Below are 20,244 nucleotides of genomic sequence, written 5' to 3'. Positions count from 1 at the left end.
GGACGCGGTGTGGCCGTCCGCCGCCGGTGCCACGTAGTACGCTGTATCACCTATATCGAGATCAGCGTTGCTCAGCTTTAGCTTATACACAGTACCGGCTGGCTTGAACGGGCCATCACCGGCAAAGTGGCCGATGCTGAATGCCTTGTTGTGCCAGATGGAAAAGATGTTGGAGAACATCGGATTATCGACGCGGTTCAACTGGAACGCAACCATTTGATCTTGCATGTAACTCCTTACTTCGGAGTCCATCTTGTCAAACGGCCACAGGTGAACCCGGTCGACCTGGAGCGTGTCATAGGACCAATCTACATGGAGGCCCTTCTGGAAGCACTGGCCCGCCCAATCCTCAAGCGTGTTCCGGTTGCCGTTGCAGTAAATGCCCTTGCTCGCGTTGAGCGTGAGAAAACGCGCCAGATGAAGGCCGCTGACATCTGGAAAATAGAAGTCGTAATCGAAGTCACCGCAGGTGTACGTAACACCGGGGACAACTGCTGGTTGATTGCGGCTTGTCGAAAAATCGTACATCTTGATACGGCCATTCGTGCCGGTCGTGCTTCCTGCGTTTGTGAACCCCTTGCCGCTATGGCCGATTACAAACATCGTTGTGCGCGTCTGATCTGCACCAAGTTCGCCGTCAGCGGCGCCCAAGAAATAGTGCGCGCCAGGCAGGATGACTGTGCTGCCCAGCAATATCTTTGCTCCCTGCGAAACCACAGGAACGCCAGCAATCGCAGCCTGATTTATGAGCGCCTGATAGCCGGTCGCCATGTCGTTTGCGCCAGTGCCGTCCCAACCGGAAATGTCGAGGACATTGGCCTCGCGAGAACCCAGAGTGCCTTGCAGGACGGCAGGCGTTACAGCCGCGTTCGCCGTCGCGGCCACTTCCTCTATCGCCGCCTCGCTCTCCTGAAACCACTGCTTCGCCGTCCCGTTGTCCGAGAGGATGGAGCCGGGGGTGGTGCCCATGTTGGCGGCTGCATCATCGACCCCAACGGCTGTAGCGTTGGCCTTCCCGCCGATGGAGGCAACCGCATCATAGGCAAGGTCAGCCGTTTCCTTCAGGTTCAGGAAATTCTGGTCCACCTCATCGTGGGTGAGAGGTGCCCCCTTGCCGGCGCGGGTGGTGATGTCGGTCACGGATCAATACCCCACCGCGATATAGTAGGCCGTGCACGTCTCGCTGGCATTGTAGGCGGAGAAGCCGCTGGCCGAAGTGGATGAGACAGTGGGATAGTTGTCCTGTGCCGTGCTGCTGAACTCTCCCACCCCATTGCAGACCGCGAACGATGCGTTCGGAAACGCTGCGGCGTAATTGACCGAAGTGGAAGCGCCGGACGTGGCCGTGAACGTGCCCCACGCCACCTGAAAAACGTTGGTTGTGCCGGGTAGGTTGAACCGGATATAGCCGGGATTGGCCAAACTCAGCGCGGTAATGCCCACCGCCCCGATACCGTCCAGCGCACCATCCGCTGTCGTCGCGCCCGTGCCGCCCTTGGCTACCGGGACAGTGCTTTCCGTGGCCGCAGAGCCAAGGCCAAGCGCCGTCCGCGCATCGGCCGCCGTGGTCGAACCCGTGCCACCGCTGGAGACAGGGAGGGCAGCGGTGCCAGCCAGAAAATTCTGAAGCGTGCTGGAGAAGGACTGACGGATGATGGCAAGGATGGAGCGCAGGGCGTTATCCGTGTTTTGCACTGGCATGCCGGTGTTGATGTTGATGCCATCAACGGTCGTGTTGCTGCCGGCCGTGGGCGACCAGTCGAAGATCGATGCCATATGTTCTCCGGGCACAAAAAAAGGCCCGTTGCGGGCCTTGGTTGGTGGACTCGACTCCCCGCCGACGATCTGGCCTAGTCAGCCGATCGATTCGGGGGTGATTTATGTCAGAACAGCAGATTGCGAATGCGATCAGGCACAAGCTGGTCTTGTCGATCCGCTACAAGGAAGAAGTGAGGGTTATTGAACCCCATCTTCTGGGCTACGACCGTGACGGGCACCTAACCTTGAGCGCATGGCAGATAAGTGGGATAAGGCCGGGATGGCGAGATTTTCATGTAGAAAAACTGCGCGCCATGTCCACAACTGGGCAAACCTTCGCCATGCCGAGGAAGGGCTATAACCCGATGGATACGACCATGACCCGCGTGGTTTGCCGTCTATGAAGCCTCCACAATTGCACTGGCGTGGCCAGCGGGCGGGGCCGCTGTGAAGCGCGCAGTCGGACCAATGCTCAGACATTCTCGCCTCCTTGTTAGGGCGGGGGATTCAGGTTAGGTTGGTGGGATGCTCGATAAGCCCAACCCGCTCGTATTGCTTGCTCTTTACGTCTTGGCGATCTGCGTTTTAGCGTTTCTCGCCGGTATATTTTTCAAGGCTGGCTGGTCGTTTTTCTAATGTCACTCAGGCGGACGCGACCCGATAGCCGCTACACCACCCGCACCGCGACCAAACAAGCCGCCGATGTAGCGCGCGTTGCGGTCGATCCCTTGGAGCCTAAGCCGGTCAGCCGCCTGCAATTTAAAGGCTTGACGCATAGCATCCTCGAGAGCAGCGCGGTCAGTATTAAAGAGAAGCGCCGCAGCATCCTCACGCGCGCGCTCTCCGGCCTTGCCAGCGCCGAATTTCCAAACGTCACCGGCAGCATCCAACCCGCTTGCGAGGAGTCCGGCAAGCCCACCAGTGGCGGCCCCCTTGATCGCCTTCCCGGTGGCGTCCTGAAGAAGGGCTAGGTCATCGGTCATCGCGTCATCGGCCAAGCGTTCGGCCGTGGGCGAACCGGTATTGATCGCGCGATAGGTTTCGTAGGCCTGCCGCTCATCTTGCAACGTGCGGCCAAAACGGCCAAGGTCTGCGCGATCCCCGAACGCCTGCTCCAACGCGGCGCGCTTGCGGGGAGTGCCAAGGAGTGCAGCAGCCTTGTCTCCACCATCCACGCGGCGATCCACCGCATCACCCATTGCAGAGCGGTAGCCGAGCAGGAATTGATCAAGTTCGCTGTCGGTCAACCCGTCCGTCATGCGGACTATTTCCTGGTCAGATGCGTTCAGGGCCTTGCGCCCAAGCTCCATTGCCTGTTTCTCGCGCGCTGGTCCCTGATAGGCGGCGCGGGCCTGCGCATAGGCCGGGTTCAGCCGATCCACTTCATTGACAAGACTGGACCTAACGTCATTGATCGCGCGCCCGGCCTCGTCCAGATTAAGGCGACGCGTGACAGGATCGCGGTTCGCCTCGATAATGTCGTCAAGGCCACGCTTTACATAGTCGAGTGTCTGCGTGGTGAAACCGCGCTGCTGTGCTGGATTTTGGAATGTCGTCAGATTGCTAGCTTCATCCGCGCCGATGTTTACGGTCGGCTCCAGGCTTACATTGCCATCCGCATCTAGGCGAAAGCCCAAAGCAGCAGGATCACGCCTTTCATTGGCGGCGATCGTGCGGGCACGACTCAGCGCCTGACGGCCCGCTGGGGTATTCAGAATGGCGTCGAGTTCAGGCGTGCCGACAACCGGTGCCCTATACGCATCATCATAAAGGGGGGCAGCGGCAGCGCGAGCGCGCGATATAAGCTGATCAGAAGCCTCATACGGGTTCATGATCGGACCAAGATCGCGCGTGATGGCGGAGCGGATACGTTCGCCTTGCCCCTCCTGACGCGACAATACGGCTTCTCTCGCGAGCGTGCGAGACGGACCCGGCTTCCTTGCCAGAGAACCAGCCAAACCACGCACGTTGCTGCCCAGATCGGCCAGCATCAGGGGCACGCCGCGCTGTTCAGCTTCTTGAATAGCGAGGGCAGCCGCGCGAGGGCTGACATTATCCGCCTCCAGCGCTCTAGAGACTATATTACGGCCGATCCCCCCTTGCGGCGAGGTGAACCTCTTGGCTCCGGAAATGGTCTTTCCGGCGAGCCGGGACGCGACAGGCACAGCGGCCCCAATCGCACCACCCAACCCAGCGCCTAAGCCAGCACCGACAAGACTGTTCTCAGCACCTTCGCCATAGCCGAACCCAGAGAGTGCGCCGCTCGCCGCGCCAACCTTGGCACCCTGCCTGATAAGAGCGCCAAGGCCTTTCCCTGTGTTGGCAGCGGCACCTCCACCTGTCAGCAGTGACCCGCCAAGCTCGCCACCAAAAGATAGCCACGGGCTTTTCTTCCGGGTTGCTTCGATGCGGGCACGCTCTGCATCACGGCTGCGGCGATATGCCCCTGACGGGTCAAAATCGACTTTGCTGGAAAGCGGGGCGGCGATGGCGTTCGCAAGGATTCCTCCAAGGCCGACAGCCTCATCAGATAATCCAGCGGTGATGCCCTGCATGATAACGCTTTTGATGTCAGGCTTGGCCGCAGCATCTTGGATCGCGTTCCGGGGAGGAGTTATGGCGCGCTTTCGGCTTGCTTCAGGACGGAGAACCTGAGTGTTCCCCGGCGCTGAGGCCCCCATAAGCTGCGGATCGCCTGCCTTGATGCGCGTGTTGATGAATGTTTCGAGTTCTCGCGCCGCCTGATCGTTTGCGGCCTCAACCTCATATACTCCACCATCAGCGGCAGTGATGTGGTATGTCCCCATTCACTTGATCCTCTTGATGGTCTGCGGGAGGCCCTGGCCGCCGTTACCTAGAGCGGTCGATGCGCGGCGGGCATTGGCGATCATGTTTCTGATATTGGCTATACGCTGCTCGTTCGCTGCGTCCTGCACACCCCCGTTCGGGATTTGCTGGTCGAGCAAGGCTTGATCGGCATCGGTGAAAGTCCCTTCACCAGGACTGCGGATCAGCGGCTTGAGGAGGGGGCGCATGCCGTTCGCCGCTTCGTCAAATTGCCTCCGCGCCTGTGTCGGGAGATATTCCAGCAGAGAACCGGGGCCTACGCCCTTGAAGTTCTTATTGTAGAGGCTTTCAATGGTCCGCAGTTGCTGTTCAACGGCGTCTGCCCCAAGCGCCTTTTCGCGGGCGACCAGCGCGGCTTTACTTTCTGCTGCCGTGGGCTTGCGCGCTGGCGCTGCGCCGGTAGCGCCGCCCATGCTCGTCCATTGACCATTGCGGAAAATGACCCGCTGCCCGGTCTTGGGGTTGGTGGCCGTCTGGCCTTCGCGATAGTCTGCCATGCCGATCAATCCAGAATGAAGCCGGAGGGGAGTTTCGCGGCCGGTGAAGCCGAAGGTGCCTTGCCAGGCGCAGTGCGCTTCACTTCTATGCGCTTCGCCGTCTGGTAGTCCTCTTTGGGCTGATAGACGGTCGGATCATATGTCGAGCCGCGAAGTGCGCGCGCGATCATGGCCTTGCGAGGGTCGCTATCCGGCAGCTTGTTCCACATATCGAGGAGGCGTTCGGTTTCACCCGTTCGCTCCGCTTGCGGTGCGGTATAAGTCGGATTGAATGTGCCTGTGCGAGGATCAAGCAGACCGATCTGGTTGCCAATGGTCTCGACGCGCGGCCGCATTGCTTCGGCCAGCCGCGCCTCACGTTCCGCCTGCCGCTCAGCCAGCCTTTGCCGTCCCTGCGTCTCAAGCTGCTGCTGTTCCTGTATGAACGGCGCATAGGTCGGGCGCCCGCCACCCATGGTTTGCAGCGCGTCTCCGATGATGCCCATGATCTGCCAGCCTTTGCCGCCTTGCCCCCATGTGGACGGCTTCACGCCAGCGACCGGAGTCATCTCGACAAAGCCCGCGCTCGGATCGGGCATCTGGGCAGGCTGCAATTGCTCGTTGGTAAGCGGCGCTTGCAGATAGGAGGCGAGGGAAGGGGATTGCTGCTGCGGCTGTTGCGCGTAGATCGGCGCGCTCTGCATCAGGCTTCCCAGCGTCGTGGGCATCGGCTGCTGTTCCTTTCTGCCGTCCACCGCCATGTGCCAGTGTGGGCCGGTCGCGTGTTTGGAAGGGTGGTTAACCTCGTCCAGTGCTTCACGGACGTTCCATCCGTCCTGCTTCACTTGGTCGCGGTATTGGTCGAAGGTCATGCCGGGGATGGGTGCGACATCCCAAGCCATTCCAACATTGTGATAGGAGCGGGGATTGGCCCGCCCTAGCGCGCTGTTGGGGTCGCGCTTCCCCGATGTGATCCGAACGCCGGGGAATGTCTGAGTGAGGTAGTCAGAGAAGCCCATAGTGGACCGTCCGATAGCCCATTACTTCCGGCCCAAGCGCCCAAGGACGGAGCGCGGCGACCTCATCGGCCATAACGCCACGTTCGCGCCGGTCGAAAATGTCATATTCATAGATACCGAGGCCATCATCCATCTCGCCCAGCTTGACGATGTTCGACTTGAGGCGCGGGTCGGAGAGCGCCGCAGCACCCGACATGGCCGACCCAATCCCCCCAAGCAGCGAACCGATGCCGCTACTCGTCTTCTGCGTCCCCCCAGAGAACAGCGCCGACAGCGCGGAGGCGAGGTTGTTCGATCCGGTGTAGGGTAGCTCAGCGCCGACGCCCGCAGCCTGCAATAGCGATGCGAGGCTCTGGTTCTGCGCTTGTGGAGCAACGCCGGCAGCCGCGTCCTGCCGCGCCCGTTCGGCGTTGTAATTCTCGTAGAGGACATTCCCTTCCGCGTCGGCCAGCCTGTCCGTCAGAACGCCGGTATGCGCCCCTGAGCCATAGCGCCCGCCAAGCGAGAATTGAGAGTTGACCTCATCCGACACATCGCCGCGCATCCGGTCCAGCACGCTCGACAGCCCCGGATTGCTGGACGGGTCGAGATACTTCCCGCCGACCACATCCTTGTAATAGCCCTGACTCTGCTCTGTCAGAGGTTGCCAGCTATTGATGTTGGAGTTGATCGTGGGAATCGTGCCGGTGACGGTATTCGTCAGGTTCTGGAGATTGCCCTGATTGGCGTTGAAGACGCTTTGAACGTCGCCCGCCGCTTGTTTGGCAAGGGGAGTCGCCCACTTCTGAGCGCTGCCAGACGTGGATTTGCTGCCACCCGAAAGGCCCATGGCTAAACCTCTTTCCTCAATTCAGACTGCCAATGACCGTACCCATGCGGCCTCATGATCTTTTCCCAGCCCTTGCGGCTTGCGATCGTCACGAACAGCGCCCCCCGCTGCCGTGCCCATTCCTCCACATCGTGGATCGTCCTGTTGACCAGCGTTTCCATGTCGCCCGCCGCGATCATCACATGAACCTCGAACGCGCCGGTCGGGAACCGCTTGTCTTCCGTCAGCAGGCAGGCGGTTTCATCGCCCCATACCCGCATGAACCCGGCCCAAACCTGTTGGTCGAGCCACGAAATTTCGTGAGTTCTTGGATCAAGAACACTCGCGAACGCATCGCGAAAGCGGAGATAGAGGGGCGGTATCACCAGTGATTATTCCAGGCCGACCCGTCCCATGTCCGCACCTTGTTCGACGTGGTGTTGAAATAGGTGAACCCGCGCCGGGGAGACGCGGGGTCTGCATCCAGTTCCATGAACGGATAGCCTTGCAGCAGCGGGTTGACCGCCGTTGCCACCATCCGCATCCAGTCCTTGGCCGATGCCCAAGCCGAGGGGATCACCACCGACCTCCCTGCGCCGCCTGAACGAAATCGAACGAGTTGACATAGGACCAGTCGGCGTCCTCATCGAAGATCATGCGCGGCTTGATGTACCGTCCAGACGCGCGAACCGGCATGTCGCCATTCGGGCGGATCGATGAGCCAAGAAACTCGGTTGAGGCATTGCCAAGGCGTCGGCGGCCCTCCAGTTCGATCCTGACACTCGAAACCGCGTCCGTATCCAGCCTGACTGCCCGCACGCGAATATCCCGACCCTTCGCAGGCTCCAGAAACGGCAGTTCGATCTTTGCTTGCAGATTGGTCGAAGCGCCGAAGCTGCCCAGTGTCCCGTCATTCGCCACGATCATCAGGAAGGGGTTGCCGCCCTGCCAGATCGGGTCGTCAAAGCTCCCCGGAACCGTCTCCATGCCGCCCGGATAGAGCGCCGCGATCTGTTCGAACGTGTAGGACTGATCGGCCCCCGTCGAGACGCCGAAGAAGTCGCCTTCCACGTCCGTCCAGCGGTCCAGTTCCCAATTATAGCACCACAGGCGGCGCGGCATGGCCCAGATCACCAGCTTGCGGATAGGATCGACAGCGCAAGACACCTGGCTCTCTATGTCAGCCGTGGAATATTGCCCGAAAAACGTGCCATCGGTCTTGTTCGCGCCGATCATCTGGATTTCACCATCGGTGAATGCCATGAAGCCGCGCTGGCTGATGAAATAGACCGTTCGCCCAACCTGAACGATGGACCGGGGGGCGATGCAACCCACGCCCTGAGAAATCTTGTCGAACTGATAAATCAGCGGGGTTCCGACATATTGCCCGCGCCATATCTGCTCACGCTGGAACACCAGCATATACTCGCCACCCGCAAGGCCGGTGACTTCGCCGCCGTCCGGAATGATCTGGAAGTCGGACTGATCCGTCCCGACCGTCCAGCCTTCCGCATTATTGATGGCCGACCAATATACCGTCGAGTTGGCGCTATCCACGCCAGCGATCACGACGAAATCCTTGACGGTCGTAATGAACTTTCCGTTCGGAGGCGTCCCGCCAAGCAGGCCGGCCGTCCCCGCGCTGATGTCGTATTTGACCGGCTCGGCCCCCTGTACGCCGATCACCAGATCACCAAACTGAGCGAACTGCCACGGGTTGCTGTAGGTGTCCGCGTACTCGGAATCCCAGGTCGCGCCATTGTAGCGATAGAGACCAGCGTTGGTGCCGGCCAGCAACGCTACCGTTCCATCTATGCCGATGAACACCCGCCCGCCTTGAAAGGTCTCAGCAAGCGCCGTGGTGACGGCTGAATAAGCCTTGACCGGTCCATAGCCCATCGGGGTAGCAAACACATTGCGCGCCACCACAAGCCCGTCATGGCCATGCGGCGGCTGATCGGGCAGCCATTGCCCCAGTTTCACGAAACAAGCTCCCACGTGCCTACAGGACCAGCAGGAAGCGTCCATTCCTCATCTACGACATAATCGTCCACGGCGTAGTAGCTGGCGAAGTAGACGCGCTCATCTTCCTGGCTCGTCCATGAGCCAGTTGGGGCCGTCTGCACTTCCCAGGGCATCAGAAATACTCCACCGCGACCGTATCGGTGAGGTTGCCGCGCTTCTTGCGCGCCTCATGGGCGTTGATTTCGGCAATCATGCCTTCGACCGCGCCGTTGATCAGCGGCAGGCGATCGTCATTCCATCCCCGGAACTCAGCCTGTAGGAGCGCCCCGTAGAGATAGAGGTCGGGATGCTGCTCCAGCAGCCAATTCGTGGTGTTGACCTCCGATAGCGGCGTCAGCGTCCGCATGTAGGTCATGGTCAGGGTGTAGGTCGTGTCCGGTTCCGGCCCAAGGTGGATTGCCGCGCCGAAGATCGCGAAATTCTCAGGGCGGGCGGGATTCGCCTCGCTCCATTTCGTCTGAAAATCGTCAGCAGAAAGCTGCTTGAGCGGCGGATAGTCATCGATCCGCAGCGACATCGCGCCCTTATAGTCGGTGGGCATGGGGATGGAGGCATCGGCCGGGATCGTGGCCGCGCCTTCCTGATCCACGCTCGACAGGCGGCGGTTGAAAGACGCTTCCGCAAGCCGGATGAACTCAGGCGCCATCGTGGATAGCCCGCTATCGTTCATGCGGTCGCAGATCGCGTCCACAAGATCGGAATAGCTGTCGAGCGCCATCAGACTTTCCTGCGCCCTCTGCGGGGCACGGAGCCGCCTTTGTGGCCGTCCGCGTCATGGTCGAGCGGGTCGACCGTTTCGAACTCAGGGTGGTTGGAGAGGCGGCGAATTGCTTCCTTTGCCGTAACCTCCGAAGGCTCGCGCCCCAAGAAGGCCACGCCGCATAGCGTGATTGTCTCATCACCTGTATAGGTGCCGATAAATCGAAAGCGCATCGCCGCCTCCTTCATTAGACGAACAGGACGACGACCTTCAGCACGCCCGTACCGCCAGCATTGGCAGCGGCGTTGACCGTGCCGATGATCTTGGTTTCAGCCGCGAAGGTCTTGTAACCCGCGTCCTGGATGACGTTGGCGAAAGGCACGAAGATGCCCGCCACCGGAGTGTGGACCGAAACGTCACCGGTCAGCACGCCCAGATTGCCGAAGCCATCCGTGTCCGCATTGTCGGTTCCGTTCGCGGCCCATCCGATGTCGATGTCCAGCGTTTCCGTGCCGGTATCAATGTCGGCGCCTTGGAGCCAACCGCCGATCACGGTAGCGCCGGCAGGAACCCGGCAGAACTCGATCACATCGTTCTGCGAAGGGTTGGCCGCAAGGTTGTAGAGACCCCATGCCACCTGAAGGACGCCGGCAGGCACCGACAGGCTGGGAACGGGGAAGGTGGGAGCCGCACGCGCGGCAGTCAAAGTTGCCATGATGATTGCCCTCTCTTATGCGACTTCAGCAGCCGAGGTGATGGACGGAGTTGCGCTGCCCGTGGTGGCGAAGAATCCCGTGACGACGCCATGGTCCTTCAGATCGTCGGTATCGCCCGTGCCGGTGCCGAAGATGATCTTCCGCACGCCATAGATACCGTCGACCGCGACGCCATACTTGTCGCCATAGTCGAAGGTTTCCGTCACGGTCTTCCAGCGCTTGGCATAGGCGACCGCCATAGCCTGCGCGCCGCAGAGATAGACCGGCGTCACTTCCGTGGTCGCGCTCGCGCCGATATTCGGGTAGATCGGAAGGTCATCGACCTCCTTCACGATGCAGCCGTTCCACATGATGTCGCCACCCTCGAACAGCTTGGAAGCCTGCATCTCCACCACGGTCTGGGCGAGGACTTCGGTATCCAGGCTGTCGCGAAGGTTCTTGAAGGCGTGCGGGTTGGCGAACGCGATATAATAGCGCTTGCCGTTGCCGCTGTCGCGCATCGGGCGAATCTTCGGGTTGCAGGTCTTGGCCTTGAGGATCATCCCATCCAGCGCGGTCGCGTTGAACAGGTCGGCCGTGGTGTCGAGCAGCGCGAGGTCAGCCGAAAGATCGGTGAAGGAGCCAACGCCAGCGCCGAAATAAACGCGGTCGGCGTTGTCCACCAGCCATGCGTCCGCGATGGCGGCGGTGCGCGACAGGAAGGCCGTGCCGTTGAGTGAACCCAGCGCCGTGATGATCAGGTCACGGGTGTCCTCCATCGCCCAATCCAGCAAGGTCGCGCGAGCGGCGTTGCGAAGCGAGATGGCCGATTTCTGCTCGGACATTTCCGCCACGCGCACCGCGTTACGGCGCTTGTCGACATAAATCCGCATGGAGCGCGAAGCCATGTCTTCCTCATTGCCTTCCAGCACGGTCGTGCCGGTCGTCGCCGCATTGGTGAGGCGATTGACAAGGGCGATGGTGATGGAATCGCCTTCCTTCTTGGTCAGGTCTTCCTTGACCTGAATAACCGACGCTTCATCAGTGCCCATCAGGGCCTTGAAGCCGCCTTCCTGGATATACTGCGTGAAGAACTTGTCTTCCCATTGCTGGACGACAAGCCCGGTTGCGGGAGTGGTATCCGCCATTGCAAGGTTCCTTCTGAGGGAGGGTCAGCGTCATCGCGACGCGAGAGACCGGGTTGACTTGGTTAGCCGAGGATTTGGCCCAACGGCGTAGGACCGGACCATGCCGGGCCTGACCTCGAGCCTTTCGACTGTTCATTGACCAGAGAGGTAGGGACTTGGGGCTTGTTCAGGCCGAGTTCCGCCATGATCTTTTCGCGCACCTTCGCCTCCATTTCTTCCATGGAAGGACCGGGCTGGCTGTAGCTCTTGGCCTCCAGAATGCGCTGAGCGGCGTTGTAGGCATATTCTGCCGGATTGGGCGCCGCCTTTAGCTCCTGGAGGAGGAAGGGGTTCTGCTGAACCGCTGCCTTGAAATGTTCGACCTTCTCGTCGTAATCGGCCCATTTGGTGCGCGCGATCTCTTCCGCCACGTTTACACGCATGGTGAGCATCTGCATTTCGGTCTGGGGCTGTAGGCGCTGCATTACCTGCTGGGCGATAATCTCCAGCGGGTCTTGCTCTTCCTGTTGGCCCTGGCCCTGCTGCTGCTGCGCGAACCAGGCTTCATACTGTTGCAGACGCTCTTCAGCGGCCTGCCGTTTTGCCCGTTCGTCCTTGAGGGCTGCGATCGGGATATGAGACTGATCCTGTTCGGAAGCCGGCGGCGCTTCCTCCTGCGCAGTTTCCTGCTGTTCGCCCGTCACATTGGAGGCAAAGCGCCCATGCTCATCTCGCGGCTGGGCAGGGGCTTCCTGCTGCTGCTCGACTTGCGGTTCGGTTTCATTGCCAAGAATGTCGTCCAGTGAAGTCCCGTTTTCCATGATTGCCCTCGTTTCGACCGCTGCGGCGTCGTCCCGTCATCGCCCATAGGGTGGCGGCCCCTTGCAATCGCCCGTTTGCGTCGGCGGCACGCATGGCGAACCATCCCCTTGCGAGGACGGCGCGCAATCTCGTTTGTCGGCTATTCCTGAGATGGTTCCGGTTTCCGCTTCATGACGATGCGGATCGGTACGCGCCCAATGTTGGGCGACGATGCGAGGTTGACCAGAATGGCGGTGTGGCTTGCCCCGGTGGTAAAGCGCTTCATGCCGCCTCCATCCGCGAATTGGCCTGTCGCGCCTGATTAGCCTTGTCGAGCGCTGCTGTTTGGGCCGTCATCATGTCAGTGGCGATCCCGGCGCGCTTGGCTTCGGCGCTGGCGATGTTCTCCACCGCTTCGGACCGTTTCTTCTCGATCTCTGCCGCCGCATCCTGGAACTGCAACTGCTGCGCTGCCTGCTGTTCGGGCGAGGGCTGCGCCTGCTGCTGCTTCATCTTCTCGACAATCTCCAGCAGTTTATCCTTGTCGCGCAGGCTGGACGCCATCACCAGCAGTTCTATCGCTTCGGGCGGAAGCTGCGTCATGCTGGGCATCATCTTGGAAAGCATGTCAAACTGTTCAGCCTGAACGGTCGGCGTATCCATGCCTTCGTCAATGACGATATCCACATCCATTTCCGCAACCGGGTTCTCGATCTGGACCGGCTGCTGCGCCATGGGATCGCGGGCCAGCAATGCCAGCTTCATTTCCGCCTGCGGGTCGTCTTGCAAGCGCTCCCGCGCAACGTCCAGCATGGTTTTCGGCTGGTTGAGTCCCACGAAACGGAGATTACGCTCATCGTCCGTGATCCTGATCCAGCGCGGCGCGGTCCAGTATTGCTTGATGCGCGCCCAAATGGAGCGATAGACCATCAGCGACAGATGGCGCAGGCGATCCATGATGTGCGCCACCTCAACCATGCCGCCCTGCTGCTGGGCAAGGATGGCGCGGCCGGAAGCGTCGTTCTCGTTCTTGCCTGCCAATGCCGCATTCGGCCCGAGCAAGTCGATTTCCGCCTTCGCCTCTTGCAGCATCTGGAAGTTTGCCGCCGCCATGTCCCCCGTCTGGAGGATTTCAACCTCATCCTTCTCGCCAAAGATCACGCCATCGGGCTTGGCAAGCTCGCGCTTCACCTCTGACGCGCTCATCTCACCCAAGGCCGCGCGGCTCATGCGAATCTGCCGCGAACTGATGAGGTGCAGTCCCTTCGACCGGCGTTTGTTCACCTCGTCCTGTGGCGCGATCATATCAGTCACCGTGCCCGACCGGTTGTTGTTGCGGTCCACATAGAGTGAGACCGCCTTGATCGGGCATTCCGGGTTGCCGTCCTCATCCAGATAGGGTGAGGGCTGCGGATCGATCAGGAACCCGGCCTTGGTGTAGACGCAATAGGTCCACTGGCCGTTCTCCAGATAATATTCCTCATTCACCCGAACGCGCTTGCGGGTGTAGTCGGCCCATAGCTGAAATTTCGGGCGGTCGTCATAGGTCTGGCTGTCACGCGCCTGCGACCATGTTTCATCGATGAAGTCTTCGCGACCCGGATATTTCCGCTTGGCTTCGGCCACGTCCATCCATGTAACGATGCCCTGGTAGGATGCATCCGAGAAGTCATAGCGCCGTGAGTATGGGTCGGCGTAGTGCCGGTCCCACGGAATGCACACCAGCGCTGGGTCGATGGCCTCGCGACCTTGAGCGGCACCGACGAACACAGCGCCGGTCCCCTCGATCTGCATGTATTCGAACGCTTCCGAGCGCTTGGCGTCCCAATTCTGGTCGTCGCAGACATAGCGGATAGCATCAGTCGCGGCCTGCGCCGAACCGTCATCTCCCGGCGTGCGCGGAAAGCATTTCGGGTCTTTACGCGTCTGCGCCTCAAGGCCCTTGAGGTAATCGACCTTGCGGCGGATGCGGTTGTAGACGACCGGAGGCTGCCCGCGCCTTGTGAGGGCCTTGACCTCCGCATCGGTAAGCTGCTTGCCATCGTAATAGTCGCGGGCCTTCTCGGACCTCTCCCGCGCTTCGATGCTGCTGTTCTCCGCCTCCTCGAACCGGCGCACCATCCACGTGACATCAGGATAGGTCATGCTGCTTTCCATGCGCCATCCTCATCATTGCCACGTGCAAATGCCTTGTCCCAGCGGTCGCGGGGTTTGCCGGGCTTCTCGTCCTGCGGCTTGTATCCGCTGCGACGAAGCTCCTCCAAGGCGTAGCGGAGCGCGTCTATCGTGTGGTTGTCCTTGTCATCGATCTCCGACAGCACCTCTTCGGTGTGCGGATCGATGCGGTAGCTGTAATCCCTCAATTCCTGCCGGACATTCACGCAACGCGGATGAACCACGATGTCGAATGACTGCAAGAACTTGATCCCGTCCTCTAGCGATCCTGCACCTTTGATGGCCGGCGTGATCGCAAACCCCTTGCGCCGCATGTAGCTGACCGTTTCCGGCCTGCTGCTGTCGGCACGGATGATTCCTGTCTTGGCGCCCGGAATGCCAGTGAACTTCTTTGGGTTCGGCCACTTTGAATCGTCGCCAGCAAATAATGCGGGCGTGTGGTCGATGTCGCATTCCACCGCCACAGCCTCATAGTCCACGAACAGCTTCCGCCCCACAACATGGCAGCGCACCAGTGCAGTAGGGTCTTGCGCGAAACCCCAATCCGCACCGAAGCGGTGAATAGCGCCCTTTGGCGCCTCAAACTCCTTGACGGTCCAGTTCCGCAAAATGCGGGCATTGCTGTTCGTGCTGTATTCGCCGTCCCAGATATGCCGAGCGCCTTCCGCATCACGCTCGCGGTCGTCTTCCATGTCCGCTTTCAGTTCAGCGGGGAACCATGGATTATCGCACCAATTGACTTCGATCACGATGCTATCGGTTGGCGGGTTTGAGCCGCGCAAGAGAGCGTCGACCGGATCGTCGGGCTTATTCGGATTCCATGTAAACCACAGTTCAGAACCAGGCGCACGAATGGTCGGGCGGAGCAGATTGAGGCTGCGTTGGCTTAGGCTCTGGGCCTCCTCAACCCATGCTATGTCGAATCCCTCCAGCGACTTGATGCTGTCCGCAGTATGGTTCTGCATGCCCTGAAAGATGATGATCCCGCCGCCCGGCGTTCTGATCTCCGCATCCAATATCTCAAACAGATGAGCCACACCCAAATGCCTGATCTTGTCCTCAACCAGCAGCTTGACCGAGTTCTTGAGGCTCTTTTGCACTTCGCGGACACATGCTGCCCTTGTGCCCGGCTTCATGATGCAGCGCTCGACCAGCATCTCAGCGAAGAAATGGGACTTGCCCGATCCGCGCCCACCATGCGCACCCTTGTACCGCGAGCGATTAAGGAACGGAGCGAACTTACGGGGCGTCTGGATTTGAAGGGTCAACGATGACACGCCGAACCTCCTGAACCTGCATCTTTATCGGCGCATCGCCCTCATCTCCGCCGACATGGCGAACCTTGTCGCTAAAGGCGTTCGATAGCTTGCCGAGATACCAACGCTCAGCATCAAAGGCCAATCGGCCAAGCGATGCGTCGGTTGCCTTCTTCGCGTCCTCGACAGCCTTCTCAGCGCGGACATGCATTCCAGCTTCCCGCGCGCGCGTAACTGCCGCATCGAACTCAGCATCATCGATCTGCCACCGTTGAACAGTAGACCGATTGGGCATGCCTTCCGTGACGCAGATGGTGGAAAGGCTCTCACCGTTTGCTAGCCGTTCAAGGATAGCTTCTGACACAGCGTCCTTGAATGCGCTGTCCATATCGCCTCCCAAAGCAAAAGGGCCAGTCCGAAGACCAGCCCTCTGAAGTGGCAATGCGCCACGATCAATTTCTGATCCCGGAATTATTCGTTTGCGGCCCTCAGTGGGCGAGTCAAGCTAAATTCATTTTCGCGCTCATTCGCCGCCACCTGCGGAAACCAATCGAATGTCAAGCCATGCGTGTCGGTGAAGACCATCTCTGGCGGCGCGGCAGTCAGAGCCAAGCCAACGGCTTCCATATGATCCAGGTCAACCCACTCGCCCGAGAGCCGCAAACCCTCTTTCTTTGCAAGCGCCAAGCTCTTGAACTCGTGGATACCAGCAATATCCCGGCCTGGATACCAAAACAGCGCCTTGATCTGTAGAGGCTCCCAGCAACCAGTCTGCAATTCGCGCAGTCGCCCGAAAGGATTTTCAGCGACACCGATCTTGCAAACATCATGCTCGCGAGGGGCAATGAAGTAGAGCGAGCAAAGGCCCGCCATCCTATCCGCCGCGACCCTAAACATTTCCCGCGCCATAACGAGTGCGGCCTTACTTGACGCGCGCTCTGCTATTTCTCGTTTGGTCAGGGGTGATGTTAGAATTTTTGGGAATGCGCTCTTGGCGCTAAAATCCACCATCAATTTCTGACTACGATAATTTGCTTTTCCGGTCAAGCCATTATCTCATTGATCGCATCGACCGCGAGATTGAGCCATGCCTCATCGCTCGCTGGATATGGCTTGTGGTGCTTGCGGTGCCATATCAGGCTGTCCAGCCACTTCGGCCCTTGATCGGGATGAACGTCGATCACCAGCGTATCGAAGGCGCGGCGCGTTGTGTGCCCCATGCGATCCACGCGGCGCAGAATGCTGGTCAGCCATTCCTCACGTGCCTTGATGCGTGCTGGATCGTCGTGGTTGTCATTGCTGCCCCCTGTTGGATTGCTGAGCGTGCAGCGATAACCGCCGATCTCCAGCATGGGCCAATAGGCACGGAACACCTTGCGCGCTGTATCGCGGATCGCATCGCCATTCTCGCCCAAAAGGCCGGCCTGATATGCGCGGCCGATGGCGTCGGCTCCATCGGTTCCATATTGCTCGAATTTCAGTTTCGCCCGTGCCGTGCCAGTGTCGAACCGCACTTCGCCTTGCCGGGAAAGGCGGCCATTCGCCTCGCGCTTCCCCTGTTTCCGTTTCCGACCCGCTCTTGCCATTATTCCCTCCGCTCGAATGCCGACCCGACTAACTCCGTTGATTATTCCGCCTTTTCGCGCATCTGCTGCACCATTCGAACCGATAGTCGAGGCTAACCACATCCCATTTATGGCCTAGCAGCCTGCACAGCAGTTTCATCCCCCTACCTCCCCTCTGTGGATGGGCGGGCGGTTTTAAGGCCCCTAGAGCGCGATTGGATGCTCTTGGCTACCTCGATACCTCCAAGCGGCGTTTTCGCGTCTGGTGAGGCTGTGGCGGGGAATTTTGGCGCATCCAGAACCAATGATGCAATCAACAGACCGATTGCTGATCCGCCAAGACCAGCCACCATGCCAATCGCGGCACCCGTCGCGATTGCCTCTATCGCTTCGCCCTTCCTCACTCCCCCGCCTCCTTGTGCTTGCGGTCGAGGTCGCGCAGCGCCATCCGGTATCCGATATGCGCCACAGCCATCAGTGTTTCGGTGCGCGGCAAGTCTTCATCGAACCGTCGAATGAAGGCGGCGCGCATGGCGCTCAGGTCGGCATCGGACACATTCACAGGGCTGGTAGCCAACGGGAGGTGCGATGCATAACGGTTCGCAATCTGTGATCGCTCGCTTTCCGTTCTCTGTGGCCTGCGTTCAGCCCAGACGGCTAATTCGTTCCCCATCACTCATCTCCTTCAGCGGCGTCGTACATTGCGGTGCCAGTATTGGGGCGGGACGAAGGGCGGCCTTGGCGAAGGCCTTGCCGGTAGAGCGCCGCCAGCTTGCCGCGATACGGGTTCGCCATCCGCAGGTTCATTCCGCCGACAAGCAGCCCGACACGAAACGCGGTAGCGATGCCCCACTCATCCCTTGCGACCTTGATGAGATTTTCATGCGTCACGATCGCCTCCATCAAAATACACATCGCTCTCATCGATTGGGGGTGCCTCATCTAGCCACGCTGGCGGCTCGTCGGAGAGGCGGACAGGTGCCGCAGCCGAAGGGTTCAAAATCGGGTTTTTAGTCCAATCACCTTCAACGGGCGGTAGAGCCTCAGCGGCACCGCCCGGTCCCCCCTTTAGGGGGGAGGGGTCAGCGCAGCGCAGGGTTGGCGCAGTATTTTCAATGACTTGGCCAGGGGTTGACGCAGGTTGACGCAGGGGTTGACGCACAGGGGTTGGCGCAGCCCCTTTTTGAGGGGTTGGCGCAGGGGTTGGCGCAATAAAATCAACAACTTGTCCATGGGGTTGGCGCAAATCGCCAGGGGTTAGCGCAGGGGTATGCGCAAATGGGGTTGGCGCAGCCTCAACGGCCTTTATTCCGACCTTCCAATGGCGGTTCGGAGCCTGCCAGAGAGGAGCGTCGAACTCGATTTTGGAGAGGGTAACGAGGCGCTCCATCGCCGCTTCAAAACCCTTCTCGGAGACGCCTTTACCCTGCGTCATGTGCGCAAAAATCTTTGGCGCGTAGTTCATCCCCTTCTGATGGCTGACGTTGCGGCGCTGGTTCGTGGCGACCGCCAAGCAGGTCATGAAGACATCGTTTTCATGGCTGGCCTGAGCTATATCTGCGGTCTCCACGCGCTTGTCTTCCGGGAGATCGGCAGGGAGTATGAACGAACCCTTGAACCACATGAAATTGAGATCGCCGCCACGCTGGGCATAGTTCGACTTCTCGCGGCGCATGACGCGCATGTCGGGGTCCGGGCAGCTCCCATCATCGTTTAGTGGGATTTCCATGAACAGGCGGCTGCGCACCTGATTTTCCCAAGCCGTGGAGCCGGAATAGCTGTCCCCCGCCTTATTCGGATGCCCCACGACGACAACGGCCCCATTGATGGTTATCGCGAGCCGGTTCGCCAGATTGATGAATGACGCCACCTGATGTCGATCGTTCTCATTGCCGGTGTAGAAGTGGGCGGTGTTGTCGAGAACGACGAAGCCTATGCCGAAGTCTTCGCAGGCCTTCACGATCTGGGTATAGCGCGGCGCCACGCGCATGCGCCCGTCATGGTCGAATGTCGCCAGTTCGTTGCCCATCTCGCCCTGAAGCGAGAGCAGGAACAGCTTACCGCTCAAATCCTCGATGCTGACGCCGAGATTTGCGCAAATGGCCAATTGGCGTCGGTGCAGCTCCTCCGCGTCATCCTCGCAAGTGATATAGATCGCGACCGTCTGCACCGTCTCCACGCCGAGAAAAGGAATCCCCAGTGCGATGCATGTCGCCTGCTGCTGCGATACGAGCGATTTCCCCGCCGCGCCTTTCCCGGTGAGCAGTGTTGCCTGCCTGTCTGGGATATAGTCCTTGACCTTCCATGATCGCTCTGGGGCAGTCGTCCCGGCCCAAGAGGAAGGGTCAATGAGAGGGAGAGGCGCTGGCGGTTCAGGCTCCTTGCCCATTTCCGCGTACATCGCGTCACGTGCCTCATCCATCCAGACGGGCGGCATGTTGTCGTTGTCGAAATCGGTTTCCGTCTCGATATTACGCGGCACGGGACTGCATCCCCTTTACTTCGATTTCTGGGATGCGCGGAGGCCGGGTTAACTCCAGGCGAAGCGCGCGAGCGAATTTCGGGCTGCCCACATCAATAGCGGGAACCTGCCGTACGGCGGCGCGAGACTCGGCCGTCCACTGCGTCACGCAAGCCCCGAAGCAACTAGAGCGCAGCCAATCCATGGGCGTGGCGTGCAAGATAAGGCGCTGATCTGCGGCGCCCCAGCCATGCGATGCTGCCTCTATTGATTCGGCGCCCAAGGCGAACCCATTACCGGTCCGCAAATACCAGACATCCGGCGTCTTGATATCGAACGCGATCAGGTCAACAATCTGACCGCCCTCTTCCAATGGGGTAATGATCAGGCGCTGACCATCATCGGAAGGCGTCCAGAAATCCCGATCATCTATTTCCGCCTTAACCTGCGCGGCGACTGACAGGATGCGAGCGTAGCGACAATCAAGATGAGAATCGGTTGTTGGGGTGTCGGTGAAGGGCGGAGGGCGTA

The 20,244-nt window shown here is 60.0% G+C and carries 26 protein-coding genes; 1 reads left to right on the top strand and 25 read right to left on the bottom strand.

Annotated elements, in window-relative coordinates; all coding sequences use genetic code 11:
* Positions 1-1,140 (bottom strand): hypothetical protein (locus tag K7W03_RS22365; protein WP_222887351.1); only part of this gene is annotated, 1,140 nt, incomplete at its 3' end.
* A gap of 3 nt (positions 1,141-1,143) precedes the next feature.
* The gene (locus tag K7W03_RS22360; protein WP_025550433.1) at positions 1,144-1,776 is read right to left on the bottom strand and encodes a hypothetical protein; all 633 of its coding nucleotides are present in this window, start codon (positions 1,774-1,776) and stop codon (positions 1,144-1,146) included.
* A gap of 104 nt (positions 1,777-1,880) precedes the next feature.
* Here K7W03_RS22360 and K7W03_RS22355 point away from each other — a divergent pair, with 104 nt between their 5' ends.
* Positions 1,881-2,162, top strand: coding sequence for a WYL domain-containing protein (locus K7W03_RS22355; protein WP_222887350.1), 282 nt, complete (start codon positions 1,881-1,883; stop codon positions 2,160-2,162).
* 234 nt (positions 2,163-2,396) lie between these two features.
* Here the strand turns inward: K7W03_RS22355 and K7W03_RS22350 are convergent, their stop codons facing one another.
* The 23 genes from K7W03_RS22350 to K7W03_RS22245 all read right to left on the bottom strand — a co-directional run.
* Positions 2,397-4,565: a hypothetical protein gene (locus tag K7W03_RS22350; RefSeq protein ID WP_222887349.1), complete on the bottom strand. Its 2,169-nt coding sequence runs from the start codon at positions 4,563-4,565 to the stop codon at positions 2,397-2,399.
* A complete protein-coding gene (locus tag K7W03_RS22345; protein WP_222887348.1) occupies positions 4,566-5,102 on the bottom strand; it encodes a hypothetical protein in 537 nt (178 codons plus the stop codon). It lies immediately after the preceding gene.
* A 5-nt stretch (positions 5,103-5,107) separates the two neighbouring features.
* On the bottom strand, positions 5,108-5,983 hold the full coding sequence (locus K7W03_RS22340) for a hypothetical protein (protein ID WP_222887347.1): 876 nt from the start codon (positions 5,981-5,983) through the stop codon (positions 5,108-5,110).
* 103 nt (positions 5,984-6,086) lie between these two features.
* On the bottom strand, positions 6,087-6,929 hold the full coding sequence (locus K7W03_RS22335; RefSeq protein ID WP_222887346.1) for a tail fiber domain-containing protein: 843 nt from the start codon (positions 6,927-6,929) through the stop codon (positions 6,087-6,089).
* A 2-nt stretch (positions 6,930-6,931) separates the two neighbouring features.
* Positions 6,932-7,294, bottom strand: coding sequence for a hypothetical protein (locus K7W03_RS22330; protein ID WP_222887345.1), 363 nt, complete (start codon positions 7,292-7,294; stop codon positions 6,932-6,934).
* Positions 7,291-7,488, bottom strand: coding sequence for a hypothetical protein (locus K7W03_RS22325; RefSeq protein ID WP_222887344.1), 198 nt, complete (start codon positions 7,486-7,488; stop codon positions 7,291-7,293). Before K7W03_RS22325 ends, K7W03_RS22330 begins: the two co-directional genes overlap by 4 nt.
* Positions 7,485-8,891, bottom strand: coding sequence for a hypothetical protein (locus K7W03_RS22320; RefSeq protein ID WP_222887343.1), 1,407 nt, complete (start codon positions 8,889-8,891; stop codon positions 7,485-7,487). Before K7W03_RS22320 ends, K7W03_RS22325 begins: the two co-directional genes overlap by 4 nt.
* 154 nt (positions 8,892-9,045) lie before the next feature.
* Positions 9,046-9,651, bottom strand: a complete 606-nt coding sequence (locus K7W03_RS22315) for a hypothetical protein (RefSeq protein ID WP_222887342.1) — start codon at positions 9,649-9,651, stop codon at positions 9,046-9,048.
* Positions 9,651-9,866, bottom strand: coding sequence for a hypothetical protein (locus tag K7W03_RS22310; RefSeq protein ID WP_222887341.1), 216 nt, complete (start codon positions 9,864-9,866; stop codon positions 9,651-9,653). Before K7W03_RS22310 ends, K7W03_RS22315 begins: the two co-directional genes overlap by 1 nt.
* Before the next feature lie 14 nt (positions 9,867-9,880).
* A complete protein-coding gene (locus K7W03_RS22305) occupies positions 9,881-10,348 on the bottom strand; it encodes a hypothetical protein (protein WP_222887340.1) in 468 nt (155 codons plus the stop codon).
* A 15-nt stretch (positions 10,349-10,363) separates the two neighbouring features.
* Complete coding sequence (locus tag K7W03_RS22300; protein WP_222887339.1) at positions 10,364-11,476, bottom strand: DUF4043 family protein; 1,113 nt, start codon at positions 11,474-11,476, stop codon at positions 10,364-10,366.
* 62 nt (positions 11,477-11,538) lie between these two features.
* On the bottom strand, positions 11,539-12,276 hold the full coding sequence (locus tag K7W03_RS22295; RefSeq protein ID WP_222887338.1) for a hypothetical protein: 738 nt from the start codon (positions 12,274-12,276) through the stop codon (positions 11,539-11,541).
* Positions 12,277-12,416: 140 nt separating this feature from the next.
* A complete protein-coding gene (locus tag K7W03_RS28135) occupies positions 12,417-12,542 on the bottom strand; it encodes a hypothetical protein (RefSeq protein ID WP_264319085.1) in 126 nt (41 codons plus the stop codon).
* Positions 12,539-14,401 (bottom strand): hypothetical protein, encoded by a 1,863-nt coding sequence (locus K7W03_RS22290; RefSeq protein ID WP_222887337.1) that lies wholly within the window; start codon positions 14,399-14,401, stop codon positions 12,539-12,541. The genes K7W03_RS28135 and K7W03_RS22290 overlap by 4 nt, the downstream gene beginning before the upstream one ends.
* The gene (locus tag K7W03_RS22285) at positions 14,398-15,708 is read right to left on the bottom strand and encodes a PBSX family phage terminase large subunit (protein WP_222887336.1); all 1,311 of its coding nucleotides are present in this window, start codon (positions 15,706-15,708) and stop codon (positions 14,398-14,400) included. Before K7W03_RS22285 ends, K7W03_RS22290 begins: the two co-directional genes overlap by 4 nt.
* Positions 15,671-16,075, bottom strand: coding sequence for a hypothetical protein (locus K7W03_RS22280; RefSeq protein ID WP_222887335.1), 405 nt, complete (start codon positions 16,073-16,075; stop codon positions 15,671-15,673). Before K7W03_RS22280 ends, K7W03_RS22285 begins: the two co-directional genes overlap by 38 nt.
* Positions 16,076-16,158: 83 nt before the next feature.
* Positions 16,159-16,734 (bottom strand): GIY-YIG nuclease family protein, encoded by a 576-nt coding sequence (locus K7W03_RS22275; RefSeq protein WP_222887334.1) that lies wholly within the window; start codon positions 16,732-16,734, stop codon positions 16,159-16,161.
* The gene (locus K7W03_RS22270) at positions 16,731-17,273 is read right to left on the bottom strand and encodes a hypothetical protein (RefSeq protein ID WP_222887333.1); all 543 of its coding nucleotides are present in this window, start codon (positions 17,271-17,273) and stop codon (positions 16,731-16,733) included. Before K7W03_RS22270 ends, K7W03_RS22275 begins: the two co-directional genes overlap by 4 nt.
* 28 nt (positions 17,274-17,301) lie before the next feature.
* Entirely contained in the window at positions 17,302-17,412 is a 111-nt protein-coding gene (locus K7W03_RS28380; protein ID WP_222887332.1) for a DUF1660 family phage protein, read from the bottom strand.
* A 240-nt stretch (positions 17,413-17,652) separates the two neighbouring features.
* The gene (locus K7W03_RS22260) at positions 17,653-17,925 is read right to left on the bottom strand and encodes a hypothetical protein (RefSeq protein ID WP_222887331.1); all 273 of its coding nucleotides are present in this window, start codon (positions 17,923-17,925) and stop codon (positions 17,653-17,655) included.
* Entirely contained in the window at positions 17,925-18,143 is a 219-nt protein-coding gene (locus tag K7W03_RS22255) for a hypothetical protein (RefSeq protein ID WP_222887330.1), read from the bottom strand. Before K7W03_RS22255 ends, K7W03_RS22260 begins: the two co-directional genes overlap by 1 nt.
* A complete protein-coding gene (locus K7W03_RS22250) occupies positions 18,133-19,734 on the bottom strand; it encodes an AAA family ATPase (RefSeq protein ID WP_222887329.1) in 1,602 nt (533 codons plus the stop codon). Before K7W03_RS22250 ends, K7W03_RS22255 begins: the two co-directional genes overlap by 11 nt.
* The coding region (locus K7W03_RS22245; protein ID WP_222887328.1) for a hypothetical protein at positions 19,724-20,244 on the bottom strand (521 nt) is incomplete at its 5' end. The genes K7W03_RS22250 and K7W03_RS22245, both read right to left, overlap by 11 nt.

It is taken from the genome of Sphingobium sp. PNB, from assembly GCF_019873065.1.
Classification (GTDB): domain Bacteria; phylum Pseudomonadota; class Alphaproteobacteria; order Sphingomonadales; family Sphingomonadaceae; genus Sphingobium; species Sphingobium fuliginis.
This window is presented reverse-complemented; position numbering and strand designations above follow the sequence as displayed.

Coding starts and splice junctions, on each gene's coding strand:
- K7W03_RS22360 (WP_025550433.1), bottom strand. CDS start 1,776: ATGGCATCGATCTTCGACTGGTCGCCCACGGCCGGCAGCAACACGACC.
- K7W03_RS22295 (WP_222887338.1), bottom strand. CDS start 12,276: ATGGAAAACGGGACTTCACTGGACGACATTCTTGGCAATGAAACCGAA.
- K7W03_RS28380 (WP_222887332.1), bottom strand. CDS start 17,412: ATGAAACTGCTGTGCAGGCTGCTAGGCCATAAATGGGATGTGGTTAGC.
- K7W03_RS22300 (WP_222887339.1), bottom strand. CDS start 11,476: ATGGCGGATACCACTCCCGCAACCGGGCTTGTCGTCCAGCAATGGGAA.
- K7W03_RS28135 (WP_264319085.1), bottom strand. CDS start 12,542: ATGAAGCGCTTTACCACCGGGGCAAGCCACACCGCCATTCTGGTCAAC.
- K7W03_RS22260 (WP_222887331.1), bottom strand. CDS start 17,925: ATGGGGAACGAATTAGCCGTCTGGGCTGAACGCAGGCCACAGAGAACG.
- K7W03_RS22335 (WP_222887346.1), bottom strand. CDS start 6,929: ATGGGCCTTTCGGGTGGCAGCAAATCCACGTCTGGCAGCGCTCAGAAG.
- K7W03_RS22350 (WP_222887349.1), bottom strand. CDS start 4,565: ATGGGGACATACCACATCACTGCCGCTGATGGTGGAGTATATGAGGTT.
- K7W03_RS22345 (WP_222887348.1), bottom strand. CDS start 5,102: ATGGCAGACTATCGCGAAGGCCAGACGGCCACCAACCCCAAGACCGGG.
- K7W03_RS22355 (WP_222887350.1), top strand. CDS start 1,881: ATGTCAGAACAGCAGATTGCGAATGCGATCAGGCACAAGCTGGTCTTG.
- K7W03_RS22305 (WP_222887340.1), bottom strand. CDS start 10,348: ATGGCAACTTTGACTGCCGCGCGTGCGGCTCCCACCTTCCCCGTTCCC.
- K7W03_RS22290 (WP_222887337.1), bottom strand. CDS start 14,401: ATGACCTATCCTGATGTCACGTGGATGGTGCGCCGGTTCGAGGAGGCG.
- K7W03_RS22310 (WP_222887341.1), bottom strand. CDS start 9,866: ATGCGCTTTCGATTTATCGGCACCTATACAGGTGATGAGACAATCACG.
- K7W03_RS22270 (WP_222887333.1), bottom strand. CDS start 17,273: ATGGCAAGAGCGGGTCGGAAACGGAAACAGGGGAAGCGCGAGGCGAAT.
- K7W03_RS22315 (WP_222887342.1), bottom strand. CDS start 9,651: ATGGCGCTCGACAGCTATTCCGATCTTGTGGACGCGATCTGCGACCGC.
- K7W03_RS22280 (WP_222887335.1), bottom strand. CDS start 16,075: ATGGACAGCGCATTCAAGGACGCTGTGTCAGAAGCTATCCTTGAACGG.
- K7W03_RS22340 (WP_222887347.1), bottom strand. CDS start 5,983: ATGGCTTGGGATGTCGCACCCATCCCCGGCATGACCTTCGACCAATAC.